The following is a 17,562-nucleotide window of genomic DNA, read 5'->3' as shown; positions in this document are numbered from 1 at the left end:
TCCGAAGGAAGCGTCCATCATGCTGTCGACCCGCGACCTTGTTCTCTGTGCGCTGTTCGCCGCCCTGCTCGGCGGCCTTGGCATGGCGCCGCCGATACCCCTGGGCTTCCTCCCGGTGCCCATCACAGCGCAGACCTTGGGGGTGATGCTGGCGGGCACCATCCTTGGCGCCAAGCGCGGCGGTTTGGCCGCATTGCTGTTCGTGCTGCTGGTCGCGGCCGGGTTGCCGCTGCTGGCTGGCGGGCGTGGTGGCATCGGCGTGCTGATGGGACCGACCGGCGGCTTCGTGCTTGCCTTTCCGCTGGCCGCCCTCATCACCGGTTGGCTGGCGGAACGCTTCGCCACCAATGCCAATCCTGTCCGCCTGTTTGCGGTCAGCGTTCTCGGCGGGATCCTGGTCGTCTATGCCTGCGGCATCCCCTGGCTGTGGCTGATTGCCGGCCTGCCGATCGAGAAGGCAGTCTATGGTTCACTGGCCTTCGTACCGGGCGATCTGATCAAGGCTGGAATCGCAGCCGTCGCTGCCGCTGCCGTCCGCCGTGCCGGCATCCTGCCGATCCATGCCTGATCGACCCGTGACCGGAGAATTCATCGGGCTGGACAACCTTACGCGCGCCTTTGCAAAGGTGGCCGAAGACGATCCCGGACATCCGGCGCTGATCATCGACGGTGCGGCGCTGTCCTACGGCAGGTTGCTGGAGCAGATGCGACGGGTCGGCTCCGGAGTGTCCGCACTGCGGTCCGATGGGAAGCCCCCGCGCGTCGCCCTGAGCCTCGGCAATCGGCCGGAGTTGCCGGCCCTGTTCCTCGGCACCGTCGCGGCCGGGGGCGTGGTCGGGTTGTTCGACCCGAAATGGAGCGCCGGGCAGGCCGCCGCAGCGCTCGAAACGCTCCGTCCCGACCTGCATCTGACCGCCGAAACCGCCGCCACCTGGATTGCGGCGCAACCGTCGGGCTGGAGCATTCCCACGGTGGACCCGAAGACACCGTTCCTGGTCGGCTTCACCTCCGGCACCACCGGCCGACCAAAGGCTTTCATCCGCAACCAGGGCTCATGGCTGGCCACGCTGGAAGCAAGCCGTGTGGAGTTCGGCATCGGCGCCGGCGATACCGTGCTGGTGCCCGGGCCGCTGGTCCACGGCCTGGGTCTCTATGGTCTTGTGGAAGGGCTGTCGACCGGTGCCACGGTGTGGGTGCAGTCCAAATTCGATGCCGTCGGTGCCGCGTCCCGCCTGCAAGAGAGCGACATCACCACGCTGGTCCTGGTTCCGACCATGCTGGTCGGCATCCTGGATGCCGCGGAACGTGATGGTCGACGCTTCCCTCTCCTGCGCCGGGTGGTCTGTTCCGGCGCAAAGCTCGCACCCGCGGTGTATGAGCGGCTGACCGTACTCTGCCCGGAGGCCACGGTTCTGGAATATTACGGCGCATCGGAATTGAGCTTCGTAAGCCTGCGCTCGTCGCGCGAAGGCGCCCCTGCCGACAGCGTCGGTCGCCCTTTCCACGGCGTGGAACTCAGCCTGCGCGACGATGACGGCAATCCGGTCGAGCAGGGCCGGCCCGGCACCGTCTGGGTTCGCAGTGGTATGCTGAGCGATGGCTATCTCGGGACTGCCGACAGCGCTGGCTTCCGTGAGAGTGACGGATGGGGCACGGTCGGCGATTACGGCTGGATCGATGCGGAAGGTTGGCTGCGGCTGGTCGGCCGGGCCGGCGACATGGTTATCACCGGCGGCCTGAACGTCTATCCGGCAGAGGTCGAAGCATCGCTGCGGGCTCATCCGGCAGTGGCCGAGGCGGTGGTCTTCGCCCTACCCGACCCCTATTGGGGCGATACCGTGTCGGCTGTGGTGTGGTGGCGGGGGGCGCAACGTGCGTCGCTGGCGGATCTGCGCAGTTGGTGCCATCAGCGGCTGGAAGGTTACAAGGCACCGCGACGGGTCTTCGCAGCGGCGGACATGCCGCTGACCGGCAGCGGCAAGATCGCGCGGGCGGATGTGCGTGACCGAGCGATTGCGGGTAGGCTGGAGACACTGGAATGACCGGCCGCCCGATCATCGTCGCAGCACGCCGCACTGCGGTCGGCCGCATCGGCGGCTCCCTGCGCGACCTGCCCGTCCAGGACCTCACCGCGCCCGTCATCCAAGCCGTGCTCGCCGACGCCGGGATCGATCCGGGCGAGGTGGATGACGTCGTCCTCGGCAACGCGGTCGGCCCCGGCGGCAACGTCGCGCGACTGTCGGCGCTGGCGGCCGGGCTGCCGATGTCGGTGCCCGGCGTCACAGTGGACCGTCAGTGCGGGTCGGGCCTGGAGGCCATCAACCTCGCAGCCCGGTTGATCCAGGCCGGCGCCGGCAACGTATTCCTGGCCGGCGGAGTGGAGAGCACGAGCACCGCGCCATGGCGGGTCGCCAAGCCGGCGAACCTCTACCGCAGCCCGGTCTTCTACGACCGCGCCCGCTTTGCCCCGGACAGTATCGGTGACCCGTCGATGATCGAGGCAGCGGAGGCTGTCGCCACCGCATACGGCATCGACCGGGCCCGCCAGGACCGCTATGCCCTGGACAGCCACCGCAAGGCGGTCGCCTCCCGCCTCACTGGCCGTTTCGACCGGGAAATCGTTCCGCTCACCTTGCCGGACGGCCAGATCGTCGACCACGACGAATGCCCGCGCGCCGACACCAGCCTGGACCGTCTGGCGATGCTGCGCCCCATCGTCAGGTTGGACGGGACGGTTACTGCGGGCAACGCCTGCCCGTTCAACGACGGTGCCGCCGTGGTCGCGGTGGTATCGGAAAGGAAATTCCAAGCGCTGGGCCTGACCCGCGGCTTGATGGTGGTGGATTCGGCTGCGGCAGGGGTCGACCCCAACCTGCTCGGCACCGGCCCGATTCCAGCAGTACGCAAGCTGCTGGCCCGCAATTCCGGGCTGACGGTCGCTGGTATCGACCTCATCGAATTCAACGAGGCGTTCGCCGCCCAGGTGCTGGCCTGCCTCGACGCGCTGGAGATCGAAGAATCCCGGGTCTGTGTCGGCGGCGGCGCCCTTGCCCTCGGCCATCCCTATGGCGCGTCGGGAGGCATCCTGGCGACCCGGCTGTTTTCCGAACTTCTGTTCCCGGTCGCGGGCACCGCCCCCCGCAGGGGCCTAGCCACGCTCGGCATCGGTGGCGGGCTGGGCCTCGCCACACTTCTGGAGCCTCTTTCATGACCAGCGCCCCCGTGGCCGGGGACAGTTTCCGGTCTGCCTTCCGCCACCGTGCCTTCGCCCTGTTCTGGTGCGCGCGGGTCTGTTCGATGCTGGCGATCCAGATGCAGGTGGTCGCGGTCGGCTGGCAGGTCTATGCCATGACCGACAATCCGCTCGACCTCGGGCTGGTCGGGCTGTTCCAGTTCCTGCCGACCCTGGCGCTGGTGCTGGTGGCCGGGCATGTAGTCGACAACAATGACCGGAGGACCATACTTTTCGGCGCGCTGTCGATCGAGACGGTCGCAATCGCCGCCCTGTTCCTGTCCACCATGGCGGGGTGGCTGTCGCCGCAGGCGATCTTTGCCGTAGTGGCGCTGATCGGGCTGGCGAAGTCGTTCGAGGGACCCGCCAACCAAGCGATTTTGTCGGCAACGGTGCCGGTGGAGGATCTGCCGAACGCCGTCGCCTGGCAGTCGTCGGGAGTACAGGTCGCGCAGATCTCCGGCCCGGCGCTGGGTGGGCTGCTTTACATCGCCGGCCCAGCCGCGGTTTATGGCGTCAGCACGGCGATGCTTGTGCTGTCGGTCCTGCTGATAGCCGCCTGCCGCCCGCGACAAGTGACGATGACCAGACGCGCCATAAGCCTGTCGAGCATGCTCGCCGGGGCGGCCTTCATCCGCAGCCGGCCCGAGATCCTGGGTGCCATCTCGCTCGACCTGTTCGCCGTGCTGTTGGGGGGGGCGACTGCCCTGCTGCCCATCTACGCTCGCGACGTGCTGCATGTCGGCCCCTGGGGCCTCGGGCTGCTGCGCAGCGCCCCGGCGCTGGGAGCACTCGCCATGGCGATGGTCATCACCCGCTGGGGCGTCAGGCGCCATGCCGGCCGCTGGATGCTGGTCGCCGTCGCCGGTTTCGGCGTCGCCACCATCGCTTTCGGCCTCTCGGCCGATCCGCTGCTGTCCTTCATCGCCCTGCTGGCGGTCGGCGCAACCGATCAGGTCAGCATGTTCGTGCGCCAAACGCTGGTCCAACTGTCCACCCCCGACGACATGCGCGGCCGGGTGGGCGCCGTCACCTCGTTGTTCATCGGTGCATCCAACCAGTTGGGCGAGTTTGAATCGGGAAGCGTCGCGGCGTTGATCGGCGCCGTTCCGGCGGTCGTTCTAGGCGGTGTCGGTGCGGTCGGGCTGGCCGGGCTATGGGCGATGCTGTTCCCGGCGCTGCGGCGGGTGGATAAGTTGTTGGGGCGGTAATGCCCCTCCCCCGCATTGTCGGGAGAGGGACGGCCAAAAGGCGTCAATTGCAGATACAGAGGCTTTACAGGTAACGGATCGTCACCTTGTCCGCCGCCTGCCCAGCCCGCACACGGGCATCGTCGGTGTCGCTGCCGGTTGCAAGCGCGACGCCCATGCGGCGGTTCTTGCGGGTGGTCGGCTTACCGAACAGGCGCACATCGACCTCCTGCTCCGCACTGCCCAGGCTCAGGGCATCGGCGAGCCCCTCGACGCGGAAAGTCTCGGCCTCGCGGTCGGCCAGGATGACAGCGGAAGCCGATGGGGCGCGACAAGTGATGCCGGGGATTGGCAGCCCAAGAATGGCGCGGGCATGCAGTTCGAACTCCGACAGGTTCTGCGACAACAGGGTAACCATGCCGGTGTCGTGCGGGCGCGGCGACAGTTCGGAGAAGACGACCTCGTCGGCTGTCACGAAGAACTCGACGCCGAAGATGCCATAGCCGCCGAGGTTGTCGACGACGCGGGCCGCCATCGCCTTGGCGTCATCCAGCATCCGCTGGGGCATGGCGACCGGCTGCCAGGATTCCTGGTAGTCGCCGCGCTCCTGTCGATGGCCGATCGGTTCGCAATAGAGGATGCCGTCACGGGTGCGGACGGTCAGCAGGGTGATTTCGTATTCAAAGGGGACGAATTCCTCGACGATCACCTTGCGGCGATCTCCTCGCATGTTCGCCACCGCATAGTTCCAGGCCGTTTCCAGCCCGGTGGCGTCCTGCACCGTGCTCTGCCCCTTGCCGGAGGAGGACATCACAGGCTTGATGACGCAGGGAAATCCGGTGTGCTCCGCCCCGGTGCGGACCTCATCCAGGCTTTCGGCATAGCGGTAGCGCGAGGTGCGCAGGCCCAGCTCGGTCGCCGCGACCTCGCGGATGCGGTCGCGGTTCATCGTCATGGTGGCGGCGCGGGCTGACGGGACGACGGTGGTGCCGGCCTCTTCGAACTCGTGGAGCACTTCGGTGCGGATCGCCTCCACCTCCGGCACGATGTAATCCGGATGGTGCTTGGCTATTGCGGCGCGCAACGCGTCGGCATCCAGCATGGAGAACACCTCCGCCGCATCGGCGACCTGCATCGCCGGGGCGTTGGCGTAGCTGTCGCAGGCGATGACTTCGCAGCCGAGCCGCTTGGCCGCGATAACGAACTCCTTCCCCAGTTCCCCGGAGCCGAGCAGAAGGATCTTGGCGGTGAACATCAACGCACTCCCGTATTGGCGACAGCCGGCCGACCATAGGGCTTTGCGCCAGCCGGGCCAAGTCCCCCTTGCACGCGGACGTGCAGTCGCCATGGAAAAGGCCAAGCGGAACAAATATGTCTAAAAAGAAATTATAATGGATCTGGATGAAAACGACTGTCCGTGCGTTCATGCATGAAAGAACCCAGGGTTTGGGAGACGGCGATGGGCTCGGTAAGCGGCAAGGTAGAGCGGCGTGGGGTTTCCGGGCGGAGAACGGTCCTGGCAACCTTTCTTGCGACCTCGTTGGTCTTGTCGGGCTGTGCCGGCAACGGCAACGACGATATGGCCGGTGCGCTGCTGATCGGCGCTGCCGTGGTCGGGCTGGGCGTACTGGCGGCCACCGCCGGCGACGACGAGGACGACAGCCACCGTGACCGCCGGCACCGCCCCCAACACCGCGGCGGTTATGACGGCGGCTATCAGAGCGGCTATCAGGGAAGCGGCTACGAGGGCGGCCGGGGGCGTGGCGGCTACAGCCGCTATTCTGGAAACGGCCAGTGCGACGACGCCCGCTATCGCACCTCCAACGGTGGACGGGCGGAAGCCGGCAGCGACGAATGGGATTGCCGCCGCTTTGGCGATGGGCGGAAATAGCTCCGCCTCATCGCCGGCGTCCCTCCAGATTCTTGCGGACGACCGCGGCAATGATCAGCAGGAAGGCCAGCAGACGCAAAAGATAGATCCAGCTCTGCTCCTCCCGCTCGAAACCGCCCAACGCCAAGAGAATCTGGTTCAGCGCCAGCAAGGCGAAGGCCATCGCGAAGGACATGAACAAGGCATCGCGCGTTCGTTTCCAGAATCTGAGAAAGAACAATCCAGCAACGGCATACAATGCTGCAAGTGCGCCCGTGAAGAAGCTGGAAGTCGTGGGCAACATCAATCGGCATCCCAGATGAAGCCGTACAGCAGCCCCCCCACCCCGACCAGGGCGGAGAACTGGCGATAGGGCAGCAGGTCGACTTGTGTCGGCAGAATGACCACGTCGATGAACAGCAACAGGTTGTTGATCGCCAGCGCCACGAAGCAGAGTGTGCTCCACAACAGCAGGCGGCTGCGTGACCGCAGATAGCTGCGCAACAGCAGAACCATGCACAACAGGCTGGCGGCAAAGCACAGCAGATAGACCCCGGACTTGATGACGTCCATCTCAGCGCTTCCTCCCCTTATGAGGAGAGAAAGGCCGGAAAAAGCACCCGGCATCGCCCACAGAGTTCATTTCTTTCACTGCATCTCAATCATTGTGTCGGAAACGGAAAGAATCGGCGAAAATCTGGACCTTATTTCCAGGAGCCGCGAAGATCTCCCGGATGATCGCGGACGGGCGGATGGCATAGGCCTGTTCGATCTCCTCAACCCATTGGTCCAGCATGGGCGCAGCCGGCTGGTAACGGTGGCTGCCGTCGGGCTGCGCCACCAGCAGCCCGGCACCGCGAAAGCCGGCGAGCGCCTCCTGCACCACCACTTCGCTGCCACGCAGTTCGCGGACCAGATCGGCGTTGGACCAGTCGCGATCGGAATGGCGGCGCAACAACAGAAGAAGCTCCAGAGCCCAGACCGAGCGGATCGAGCCTCTAAGCAGGGTAAGCGCATCGTCTGACAAAGCCATGAACCAAAACCTGACCTGGTGTGCGTAACCGGCGGCATGGGACGATGCCGCCCTCGTTCCCCCATATCACCCCCGGACGACCTCCGCCGGAGCAATAGGAGCCTGCAAATCCAGCGCGCGGCGCAAAGCGCGGGCAAGAACGCCATCGCGATAGGGCTTGGCCAGCGTCTCCGCCCGGCCCAGCACCGCCCCCAGCACAGCGCCGGGATCGTCTTCCCGGGTATCGGGAACGGATCCCCCTTCCCATCCCGGCGCACTGGTACCGTTGGCATAGCCGGATGCGAACAGGATCCTCAATGCGGGGTGGCGGCGCAGGCCTTCCCGCGCCAACTCTCGTCCATTCAAACCGCCGGGCATCACGATGTCGGTGAACAACAGGTCTACCGGTTGCCGGTCCAGCACCGTCAGTGCAGCCTCGGCTCCGTCGGCCTCCAGTACGCGATAGCCCAGTGCCCCCACTGCCTGGACTGCGACCGCCCTCACATCGGCGTCATCATCGACAACCAGCACCGTCTCGCCACGACCGGCGAACGCCTCGTCGGCACCATCTTCGGCCGGTGCGGCGCCGTGCGACATTTCCATCGTGGCCCGCGGCAGGTAGAGGCGAAAGGTGGTGCCGGCATCCGGGATGCTGTCGATGCCGATCAGTCCGCCCGACTGTTTGACGAAGCCATGGATCATGGCAAGGCCGAGGCCCGTCCCCTTCCCAGCCTCCTTGGTGGTGAAGAATGGCTCGAAGGCGCGCTCCAGCACCTCCGGCGCCATGCCGCAGCCGCTGTCCGACACCGACAACAGGATGTAGTCGCCGGCCGGCACGGTCATCCCAAGTGCGGCCCGCGGTGCCTCGAAGCGGACGTTCTCGGTGCGGATGCGCAGGCTGCCGCCGCCTGGCATGGCATCTCGGGCGTTGATGACAAGGTTCAACAGGGCAGATTCCGCCTGCGACCGGTCGACAGAGGCGGTCCACAGTGGCGGCGTGTCGGCAGGCGGCGCTTCGATGGCGATGGCGACCCCTCCGCCAAGCGTCCGCTGCATCAGTTCGCCCATGCCGGCGACCAGGGCGCCGAGATCAACCGGTTCGGGGTGGAGTTGCTGCCGACGCGCGAAGGTCAGCAGCCGCCGCGTCATATCGGAACAGCGCAAAGCCGCCTGGAGCGCCATCTCCGCCCGGCGCGCCGCCTTGGTATCATCCGACAGGCCGGGGAGCAGGCGTTCCAGACTGCCGATCACCACCATCAGCATGTTGTTGAAATCGTGGGCGATGCCGCCGGTCAACTGCCCGACCATCTCCATCTTCTGGGCATGGGCGAGTTGGCGTTGAGCCTGCCTGGTCTCGGTGACGTCCAGGATGGTACCGAACAGTTCACCCGGTACGCCATCCTCGCCGAACACGACCACTGCTTGGTCCAGCAGATGGCGCTCGCCACCATCCGGACAACGCCAGCGATATTCCACCGTGGTCAGACCCGTATCATGGATCGATTCCAACTGCCGCAGCACCCGTGCGCGGTCGTCCGGATGCAGCCCCCTTTCCCAGAATCCGGAGTCGTCGACAAAGCGGCCCGCCGGATAGCCAAGGACTCGCTCCGCCGTTTCCGACAGGTAGCGGAACGGGATGCCCGGCGTCAGGTCCGCCGTGTAGAGCACGATGGGCAGTTGTTCCAGGATCAGTGCCTGCCGCTCCTCCGATCGGCGCAGCGCCTGCTCGGCCAGCCGCATCTCGCGCCGCACCCGCTCGTTCTCGTCGAGCAGGCGCTGCTTGGCATCGACCTCGCGCTTGACCTCTTCGGTCTTGCGGTAAAGGTCGACGAACACCGACACCTTGCATTTCAGGATCTGCGGATCGACCGGCTTGAACATGTAGTCGACGGCCCCGGTTGCATAGCCGCGGAAGATATGCGTTTCGTCCTTGTTGATGGCGGTCAGGAAGATGATGGGAATATGACGCGACTTCTCGCGCAGGCGGATCAGCTCCGCCGTCTCGTAGCCATCCATCCCCGGCATGTGCACGTCCAGCAGGATCAGTGCGAAGTCCTGGCGCAGCAGGTGCTTCAGCGCCTCCTCACCCGACCGGGCGAGGATGAGCTGTGCACCTAGATCCTCCAGCGTCTCGCGGACGGCGAACAAGTTCCTGGGGTCGTCGTCGACGATCAGGATCGCGACGTCCGCCCTGTCGGGCTGTGGATGCGGATCGGAGGTCATGGTCCCGCTGTTCCATCCCACAATCGCATCGCCGGAGGGTACCGGCGGGGCGGTGACTGGATTCGAAGGTGTCACTTCCGGGGGCAGAAGCGTCTGACGGATCGCCTCCTGATGGCTTGCTGTACCCAGCAGGCCCGACCGCTGCGCCGCCCGTACCGGGGAAAAGGCCAATGGCGGGGCGAGGAGGCCGCGACGCGACGCACGCGCCGGACGGAGCTTGCGCCGCGTCATGCCGGCATTCCTCCACGCGGCTGGGGCCGGCCGCCCCTGGCGGTCCAGATCCGCAGCAAAGACAGCAGATGGTCGATATCCACCGGTTTGGCGATGTAGTCGGTCGCCCCGGCCTCGATGCACTTGTCACGGTCGCCCTTCATCGCCTTGGCGGTGACGGCGATCATCGGCAGGGCACGGAATTCGTCGATGCTGCGGATCGTGCGCATGGTCTCGTAGCCGTCCATCTCCGGCATCATGATGTCGACCAGAACCACGTCGACCGCCGGACCGGCACGCAACCGCTCGATGCCCTCGCGCCCGCTTTCTGCATGCAGGACCTCGATTCTGTGCGCCTCCATCACGCTGGCGAGCGAGAAGATGTTGCGGATGTCGTCATCGATCACCAGCACCCGCTTGCCGGCAAGCGACGGATCGTGCTGGCGCAGATCCAGAATGCTGCGGCGCTTGTCCTCCGGCAAGCGGTCGACCGCACGGTGAAGGAACAGTGCGGTTTCGTCCAACAGGCCGGCAGGCGACCGGGCACTCTTCAACACCACCGTCTCGGCCAGCCGGCGCAGCCGTGCTTCGTCCTCGGGCGCCACGGCGGGGGAGACATAGACGACAACCGGCATCCAGGCGAGCGTGTCGCGGGTGCGCAGCCATTCCATCAGTTCCATATCGGCGGCGGTCGGACCGGACAGCATCGGACTCGACAGGTCGAGCACCATGCAGTCGAAGCGGTCGGCGGACAGCGCCGCCATCGCCGCCTCGATGGAGGTGACGGTGTGCGTCTCGACATCGCCGTTGCCGATCAGGCCGGCGACCAGCCCCGGCTGCGGACTGTCCTTCTCCACCACCAGAAGCCGGCGGTGGCTGCGCTCCTTGAAGCTCTTCACCCGGTTGAGCGCATCGAAGATGGCCTCACGCTCCACCGGCTTTTCCGAATAGTCGAAGGCGCCCATCGAAAGGCCGCGCCGCCGCTCGTCCTTGGCGGAAATGACATGGACCGGTATGTGACGGGTCTGCGGGTCGCGCTTCAGCAGGTCGAGGAGCGCCCAGCCGTCCATGTCCGGCAATCCGATGTCGAGCAGGACGGCATCAGGCCGGTATTTGCGCGCCAGCGGCACCGCTGCGGCACCGCCGCCCGACAGCACGGTGCGGAACCCCTTCTCCCGCGCCAGATCGAGCAGGATGGAGGCGAAGGTCGCGTCGTCCTCCACGATCAGCACCACGGGTTCGCCAGGATGGATGCGGTCGCGGTCGTCGCCGGCCGGATGCATCTCCAGCAGGGCCAGCCCGTCCTGCGAGCCGGCCGTCATCAGCGGACGGATCACTGCCTCCGTCCGCTTGGGCAACAGGGCGGTGGGCTGCCCACCGGCCGGCGCCAACGCTCCGCTCGCCGCGGCGACCAGCGGGTTGGCGGTTTCCTCAGCCGGATCGTAGCTGCGCGGGACGTACAGCGTGAAGGCGCTGCCCTTGCCGGGCGCGCTGATGACCCGGATCTCACCGCCCAGCAGGCGCGCGATCTCACGGCTGATCGACAGGCCGAGGCCGGTGCCGCCATATTTGCGGCTGGTTGTGCCGTCGGCCTGCTGGAAGGCCTCGAAGATGATGCGCTGCTTGTCCTCGGGAATGCCGATGCCGGTGTCGATGACGGTGAAGGCCAGCACGGACATAGCCGCGTTCAGCGTCGGATGGGCCGCGCTCCACCCTGCCGTCGCCGGTGCGATGCGGAAGGTGATGCCGCCGATGTCGGTGAACTTGAAGGCGTTGGACAGCAGGTTGTTCAGCACCTGCGCCAGCCGCTTCTCGTCGGTCTGGACGCTGGCGGGCAGTGCCTCGTCCATCTCGATGGCGAAGCTCAGCTTCTTTTCCTGCGCCAGCTGCGAGAAGGTACGCTCCACATGGTTGCGCAGGTCGCCCAGGACGACCTCGCCGATCTCCAGGGTGACGGTGCCGGATTCGATCTTCGACAAGTCCAGAATGTCGTTGATCAATCCCAGCAGGTCCGATCCGGCGGAATGGATGGTGCGGGCGAATTCCACCTGGCGGTCCGACAGGTTGGTGTCCGGGTTGTCAGCCAGCAGCTTGGACAGGATCAGCAGGCTGTTCAACGGCGTGCGCAGCTCGTGGCTCATGTTGGCCAGGAACTGCGACTTGTATTTGGAGGTCAGGGCAAGCTGCTCTGCCTTCTCCTCCAGCGCCGCCTTGGCGAACACGACCTCGCGGTTCTTGCGTTCGACCTCGATGTTCTGCTTCTCAAGCTGCTCGGCCTTTTCCTCCAGTGCCTCGTTGGTGGTCGTCAGCTTCTCCTGCTGGGCCTTCAGCAGCTCTTCCGACTTGCGCAGCGAGGCGGCCTGCTGCTCCAGCCGTTCGTTGGTGGTCTTCAACTCCTCCTGCTGGCTTTGCAGTTCGGTGGTCAGGCGTTGCGACTGTTTCAGCAGCCCTTCGGTCCGCATGTTGGCAGCGATCGTGTTCAGCACGATGCCGATGCTCTCGGTCAGCTGCTCCAGGAAGCTCTGGTGCGTCTCGCTGAAGCGGCCGAAGCTCGCCAGCTCGATCACCGCCTTCACATCGTCCTCGAACAAGACTGGAAGCACAATGATGTTGAGCGGCGGTGCCTCACCCAGTCCGGAACTGATGGAGACGTAGTCGCGAGGCACATTGGTCAGCAGGATCCGCTTCTTCTCATAGGCACATTGACCGACCAGACCTTCCTTCAGGTGGAAGCGGTTGGACAGGTTCTTGCGTTCCTTGAGTGCGTAGCTGGCGACCAGTTCCAGCAGGGCTTCATCCCGGTCGCGGGTGGCGACGTAGAAGACGCCATGCTGCGCATTCACCAGCGGCGCGATTTCCGACAGGATCATGTTGGAGACGGTGACGAGGTCGCGTTCGCCCTGCAACATGCGGGTGAACTTCGCCAGATTGGTCTTCAGCCAATCCTGCTCCGCATTCTTCAGCGTCGTATCGCGGAGATTGCGGATCATCTCGTTGATGTTGTCCTTCAGCGCCGCGACCTCGCCCATCGCCTCGACGGTGATGGAGCGGGTCAGGTCGCCCTTGGTCACCGCGGTGGCAACCTCGGCAATGGCGCGAACCTGGGTGGTCAGGTTGGCGGCCAGTTGGTTCACGTTCTCGGTCAGATCCTTCCAAAGGCCGGCGGCGCCCGGCACGCGGGCCTGACCGCCCAGCTTGCCTTCGATGCCGACCTCGCGCGCCACGTTGGTAACCTGATCGGCGAAGGTCGCAAGCGTGTCGATCATACCGTTGATGGTGTTGGCCAGCGCAGCGATCTCACCCTTTGCGTCCACCGCCAGCTTGCGTTTCAGATCGCCGTCGGCGACCGCGGTGACGACGCTGGCGATGCCGCGCACCTGCCCCGTCAGGTTGGCTGCCATCATGTTGACGTTGTCGGTCAGGTCCTTCCAGGTGCCGCCGACGCCTTCCACCTTTGCCTGCCCGCCCAGCTTGCCTTCGGAGCCCACCTCGCGCGCCACGCGCGTCACCTCCGACGCGAAGCTGTTCAACTGGTCGACCATGGTGTTGATGGTCGATTTCAGCTCGAAGATCTCGCCCTTCACGTCGACGGTGATCTTCTTCGACAGGTCGCCCTTCGCGACTGCCGTCGTCACCTCCGCAATGTTGCGCACCTGCCCCGTCAGGTTGGCCGCCATCATGTTCACGTTGTCGGTCAGGTCCTTCCAGGTGCCCGCGACACCCTTGACCTGGGCCTGACCGCCCAGCTTGCCCTCGATCCCCACCTCGCGCGCCACGCGGGCGACTTCCGAGGCGAAGCTGTTCAATTGGTCGACCATGGTGTTGATGGTCGATTTCAGCTCCAGGATCTCACCCTTCACGTCGACGGTGATCTTCTTCGACAGGTCGCCGTTGGCGACCGCAGTCGTCACTTCAGCGATGTTGCGCACCTGGCCCGTCAGGTTGGTAGCCATCGCGTTCACATTGTCGGTCAAATCCTTCCAGGTGCCGCCGACTCCCTTGACCTGGGCCTGACCGCCCAGCTTGCCTTCGGAGCCCACCTCGCGCGCCACACGCGTCACCTCGGACGCGAAGCTGTTCAGCTGGTCCACCATCGTGTTGATGGTCGATTTCAGCTCCAGGATCTCGCCCTTCACATCGACGGTGATCTTCTTCGACAGATCGCCGTTCGCCACCGCCGTCGTCACTTCGGCGATGTTACGCACCTGCCCCGTCAGATTGGTCGCCATCGCGTTCACGCTGTCGGTCAGATCCTTCCAGGTGCCGCCGACGCCCTTGACCTGGGCCTGACCACCCAGCTTGCCTTCGGAGCCCACCTCACGCGCCACGCGCGTCACCTCCGATGCGAAGCTGTTCAACTGGTCCACCATGGTGTTGATGGTGTTCTTCAGCTCCAGAATTTCACCCTTCACCGGCACTGTGATCTTCTTCGACAAATCGCCATTGGCAACCGCCGTGGTAACGTCGGCAATGTTGCGGACCTGCCCCGTAAGGTTGGCCGCCATCAAATTCACGCTGTCGGTCAGATCCTTCCAGGTGCCGCCGACGCCCTTGACCTGGGCCTGACCGCCCAGCTTGCCTTCGGAGCCCACCTCACGCGCCACGCGCGTCACCTCCGACGCGAAGCTGTTCAACTGGTCCACCATCGTGTTGATGGTCGACTTCAGCTCCAGGATCTCGCCCTTCACGTCGACGGTGATCTTCTTCGACAGGTCGCCCGTTGCGACGGCGGTGGTGACGTCGGCAATGTTGCGGACCTGCCCCGTCAGGTTGGCCGCCATCATGTTCACGCTGTCGGTCAAATCCTTCCAGGTGCCACCAACACCCTTGACCTGGGCCTGACCGCCCAGCTTGCCTTCGGAGCCCACCTCGCGCGCCACGCGCGTCACCTCCGACGCGAAGCTGTTCAACTGGTCCACCATCGTGTTGATGGTCGATTTCAGCTCCAGGATCTCGCCCTTCACATCGACGGTGATCTTCTTCGACAGGTCGCCCTTCGCGACCGCAGTCGTCACCTCCGCGATGTTGCGCACCTGCCCCGTGAGGTTCGCCGCCATCATGTTCACATTGTCGGTCAGATCCTTCCAGGTACCGCCGACGCCCTCCACCTTCGCCTGACCGCCCAGCTTGCCTTCGGAGCCCACCTCACGCGCCACGCGCGTCACCTCCGACGCAAAGCTGTTCAACTGGTCCACCATCGTGTTGATGGTCGATTTCAGCTCCAGGATCTCACCCTTCACGTCGACGGTGATCTTCTTCGACAGGTCGCCCTTCGCGACCGCTGTCGTCACCTCCGCGATGTTGCGAACCTGACCGGTCAGGTTGGCCGCCATCACGTTGACGTTCTCGGTCAAATCCTTCCAGCTGCCGGCGACGCCCTTGACCTGGGCCTGTCCGCCCAGCTTGCCCTCGATGCCAACCTCGCGCGCCACGCGGGTCAGCTCGGTCGTGACGGTGACGAGTTGGTCAACCATGGTGTTGACGTTGCGGGCCGTGCGCAGGAATTCGCCTTGCAACGGGCGGCCTTCGATTTCGAGCGCCATGGTCTTGGACAGGTCGCCCTTGGCGACGGCACCGATGACCCGTGCGATTTCCGTCGTCGGCTGGATCATGTCGCCGACCAGCATGTTGATGCTGTCGACACAGGTTTCCCAGCCGCCCGATGCGTTGTTCAGCTTGGCACGCTGACTGATGCGGCCTTCCTTGCCGATGGCGACGCTGAGCCGGCTGACTTCGGCGGTAAGATTCTGATTCAGCTCCACCACGTCGTTGAAGGCGGCGGCGATCTCACCGTCGATGCCGATCAGGTCGAGCGGCAGCCTTGCCGAGAATTCACCTTTGCGCAATTGCCGCAAGGCCATCAGCAGAACCTTAGGATCCAACGCTTCCGCGGTTTCCACCATCGCCGTCATGCCATTCCCCATCCGCGCGCCGACCCACCAAGGGCCGTGTTCCATCACACCCGCCGACCAATCCCAGGCTGCTCAAGAAAATGCAATCCGCCACAGTTTCGATTCGAATACCCGCATCGAGAATGTGTATACACAGCCATTGCTGGCGAGTGACCGTGCAGTCGGTACAGTCCCGCACGATGAAGTAAAGTGGATTCCGGTCAATTTAGCCTTTGGTATGCGTCTCTGTTTCCCGCGTAAGTTCTATGTATATATCTTAGGGATGATATCTTATTTTATAGATTTTGAAGAATTTTCATTACGCACTGCCTTGATCGCAGCCACAGACGTTTCAACGAATAGTCGGTTGTTCAAGCCGGTCGACACGGCAGCAGGAACGCAAAACGGAGTTTCGACGTAGAGGGTTTCTTGGCAGGCGAGAGTCCGGGGGTGACCGATCCGCCACGGCACCATCCACTCGATATGGCGGCCGCCTACGAATAGGCTTCGCCTGACGTATAAAGGTTGGAACGTTTCACCAGCCCGTATCGTTTATCGTTCCGAACGCGATGGAACAGTCAGGCATTGATCATCGCCCGCCTAGCAAGAATTTTTGCCTGCCAACACAGCCCAAGGCCCGTCATGACTCTGTGGACATTCACCATGCAGACTTCGATCTGCTGTATGCTCACTTGGATGCAGTCCTGCAACCATGGCATTGCCTTGGCTCTCTCTTTCGCCGAAATATCGTTGCCTCGAACTCCCCGCCCTTCAGCCGATGTTCTCCCCTTCCCGATCCGGCGGATGGTTCGTAGGGACGGCTTCAGTGGACCGGCCACAGTAATCCCACTTGGGCCTCGCTAACCTCTCCGGGGCAAACATCAGGTTCGATTCGCTCACGCAAACGTGTAGACGCCGTGATTTGCCGGCAACCCGCTTCAGACCTATGGTTAGTAACAGGAATGGTCCGTTCTGGAGAGGGTCGATGCTGTTCAAATTTCCCACTGCCTCGCAGTCACGCGAGGATGAGGTGACGCCGCGGGATCTGTTCCTGTCTCGCCGCAGCTTGATGGCCGGTGGTGCTGCTGCCTTCGCGCTGGGTAGCATACCGCTCGCAAGCAACGGCGCGCTGGCTGCAACCTTTACCGTACCGACCACGATCAAGCCTGCCGACCTGAAGCTCGACCCGACGACACCGATGAAGTCGGCAACGACCTACAACAACTTCTATGAATTCGGCACCGGCAAGGGCGATCCGGCCGACAGCGCCGGTACCCTGCGCACACGCCCATGGGAGATCGCCATCGGCGGCGAAGTGGCGAAGCCGATGACCATCGGTATCGAGGATCTGCTGAAGTTCCCGATGGAGGAACGCATCTACCGCCTGCGCTGCGTAGAAGGCTGGTCGATGGTGATCCCCTGGGTCGGCTTTCCGTTGGCCGAATTGCTGAAGCGTGTCGAGCCGACCGGAAACGCCCGATACGTCGCCTTCCAAACCTTGAACGATCCCAAACAGATGCCGGGACTGCGGTCCTGGGTGCTCGACTGGCCCTATACCGAAGGGTTGCGGCTGGACGAGGCGATGCATCCGTTGACCCTGCTGGCTGTCGGCATGTATGGCGAAGTTCTGCCCAATCAGAACGGCGCGCCGATCCGACTGGTGGTGCCCTGGAAATACGGATTCAAGTCCATCAAATCCATCGTCAGCATCAGCCTGGTGAAGGACCAGCCACCGACCGCCTGGAACAAGTCCCAGCCGCGCGAATATGGCTTCTATTCCAACGTGAACCCAGAGGTTGACCATCCGCGCTGGAGTCAGGCGACCGAACGCCGCGTCGGTGACTTCTCCCGCCGCAAGACCCTCCCCTTCAACGGCTATGGCGAGGAGGTCGCATCGCTCTATGCCGGGATGGACCTTCGGAAGAACTACTGAC

General features: G+C 64.4%; 12 protein-coding genes. 6 read left to right on the top strand and 6 right to left on the bottom strand.

Features of this window, described 5'->3' with window-relative positions; genetic code table 11:
• The first annotated feature begins 19 nt into the window (after positions 1-19).
• The 4 genes from ABMY26_RS02060 to ABMY26_RS02045 are packed head-to-tail and all read left to right on the top strand — an operon-like array spanning position 20 to position 4,443.
• Complete coding sequence (locus tag ABMY26_RS02060; RefSeq protein WP_372394814.1) at positions 20-568, top strand: biotin transporter BioY; 549 nt, start codon at positions 20-22, stop codon at positions 566-568.
• 7 nt (positions 569-575) lie between these two features.
• Entirely contained in the window at positions 576-2,042 is a 1,467-nt protein-coding gene (locus ABMY26_RS02055) for a class I adenylate-forming enzyme family protein (RefSeq protein ID WP_372394813.1), read from the top strand.
• Complete coding sequence (locus ABMY26_RS02050) at positions 2,039-3,211, top strand: acetyl-CoA C-acyltransferase (protein ID WP_372394812.1); 1,173 nt, start codon at positions 2,039-2,041, stop codon at positions 3,209-3,211. The genes ABMY26_RS02055 and ABMY26_RS02050 overlap by 4 nt, the downstream gene beginning before the upstream one ends.
• Positions 3,208-4,443 carry an MFS transporter gene (locus tag ABMY26_RS02045; protein ID WP_372394811.1) on the top strand — a complete coding sequence of 412 codons (1,236 nt, stop codon included), beginning with the start codon at positions 3,208-3,210 and terminating at the stop codon, positions 4,441-4,443. Before ABMY26_RS02050 ends, ABMY26_RS02045 begins: the two co-directional genes overlap by 4 nt.
• A gap of 64 nt (positions 4,444-4,507) precedes the next feature.
• Here the strand turns inward: ABMY26_RS02045 and purT are convergent, their stop codons facing one another.
• Positions 4,508-5,677, bottom strand: coding sequence for a formate-dependent phosphoribosylglycinamide formyltransferase (gene purT / locus ABMY26_RS02040; protein WP_372394810.1), 1,170 nt, complete (start codon positions 5,675-5,677; stop codon positions 4,508-4,510).
• Positions 5,678-5,968: 291 nt separating this feature from the next.
• On the opposite strand from purT, the gene ABMY26_RS02035 reads away from it, so the two are divergent.
• Positions 5,969-6,313 carry a hypothetical protein gene (locus ABMY26_RS02035; RefSeq protein WP_372394809.1) on the top strand — a complete coding sequence of 115 codons (345 nt, stop codon included), beginning with the start codon at positions 5,969-5,971 and terminating at the stop codon, positions 6,311-6,313.
• A 7-nt stretch (positions 6,314-6,320) separates the two neighbouring features.
• Here ABMY26_RS02035 and ABMY26_RS02030 read toward each other — a convergent pair whose 3' ends face one another.
• The 5 genes from ABMY26_RS02030 to ABMY26_RS02010 form a co-directional block, all read right to left on the bottom strand.
• Positions 6,321-6,596, bottom strand: coding sequence for a DUF5985 family protein (locus tag ABMY26_RS02030; protein ID WP_372394808.1), 276 nt, complete (start codon positions 6,594-6,596; stop codon positions 6,321-6,323).
• Positions 6,596-6,865: a DUF5985 family protein gene (locus tag ABMY26_RS02025; RefSeq protein ID WP_372394807.1), complete on the bottom strand. Its 270-nt coding sequence runs from the start codon at positions 6,863-6,865 to the stop codon at positions 6,596-6,598. Before ABMY26_RS02025 ends, ABMY26_RS02030 begins: the two co-directional genes overlap by 1 nt.
• Positions 6,866-6,950: 85 nt before the next feature.
• Complete coding sequence (locus tag ABMY26_RS02020; protein ID WP_372394806.1) at positions 6,951-7,325, bottom strand: hypothetical protein; 375 nt, start codon at positions 7,323-7,325, stop codon at positions 6,951-6,953.
• 66 nt (positions 7,326-7,391) lie between these two features.
• On the bottom strand, positions 7,392-9,527 hold the full coding sequence (locus ABMY26_RS02015; RefSeq protein WP_372394805.1) for a response regulator: 2,136 nt from the start codon (positions 9,525-9,527) through the stop codon (positions 7,392-7,394).
• A 227-nt stretch (positions 9,528-9,754) separates the two neighbouring features.
• Positions 9,755-15,649, bottom strand: a complete 5,895-nt coding sequence (locus tag ABMY26_RS02010) for a HAMP domain-containing protein (RefSeq protein WP_372394804.1) — start codon at positions 15,647-15,649, stop codon at positions 9,755-9,757.
• 964 nt (positions 15,650-16,613) lie between these two features.
• Here ABMY26_RS02010 and msrP point away from each other — a divergent pair.
• Complete coding sequence (msrP, locus tag ABMY26_RS02005) at positions 16,614-17,561, top strand: protein-methionine-sulfoxide reductase catalytic subunit MsrP (protein WP_372394803.1); 948 nt, start codon at positions 16,614-16,616, stop codon at positions 17,559-17,561.
• The last annotated feature ends 1 nt before the right edge of the window (position 17,562 follow it).

This window comes from Azospirillum sp. HJ39, from assembly GCF_041507355.1.
Lineage (GTDB): Bacteria > Pseudomonadota > Alphaproteobacteria > Azospirillales > Azospirillaceae > Azospirillum > Azospirillum thiophilum.
Note: the sequence above shows the minus strand (reverse complement) of the source record. Positions and strands in the feature narration are given on the sequence as shown.

Coding starts and splice junctions, on each gene's coding strand:
- ABMY26_RS02060 (WP_372394814.1), top strand. CDS start 20: ATGCTGTCGACCCGCGACCTTGTTCTCTGTGCGCTGTTCGCCGCCCTG.
- ABMY26_RS02050 (WP_372394812.1), top strand. CDS start 2,039: ATGACCGGCCGCCCGATCATCGTCGCAGCACGCCGCACTGCGGTCGGC.
- ABMY26_RS02045 (WP_372394811.1), top strand. CDS start 3,208: ATGACCAGCGCCCCCGTGGCCGGGGACAGTTTCCGGTCTGCCTTCCGC.
- purT (WP_372394810.1), bottom strand. CDS start 5,677: ATGTTCACCGCCAAGATCCTTCTGCTCGGCTCCGGGGAACTGGGGAAG.
- ABMY26_RS02030 (WP_372394808.1), bottom strand. CDS start 6,596: ATGTTGCCCACGACTTCCAGCTTCTTCACGGGCGCACTTGCAGCATTG.
- ABMY26_RS02025 (WP_372394807.1), bottom strand. CDS start 6,865: ATGGACGTCATCAAGTCCGGGGTCTATCTGCTGTGCTTTGCCGCCAGC.
- ABMY26_RS02020 (WP_372394806.1), bottom strand. CDS start 7,325: ATGGCTTTGTCAGACGATGCGCTTACCCTGCTTAGAGGCTCGATCCGC.
- ABMY26_RS02015 (WP_372394805.1), bottom strand. CDS start 9,527: ATGACCTCCGATCCGCATCCACAGCCCGACAGGGCGGACGTCGCGATC.
- ABMY26_RS02010 (WP_372394804.1), bottom strand. CDS start 15,649: ATGACGGCGATGGTGGAAACCGCGGAAGCGTTGGATCCTAAGGTTCTG.
- msrP (WP_372394803.1), top strand. CDS start 16,614: ATGCTGTTCAAATTTCCCACTGCCTCGCAGTCACGCGAGGATGAGGTG.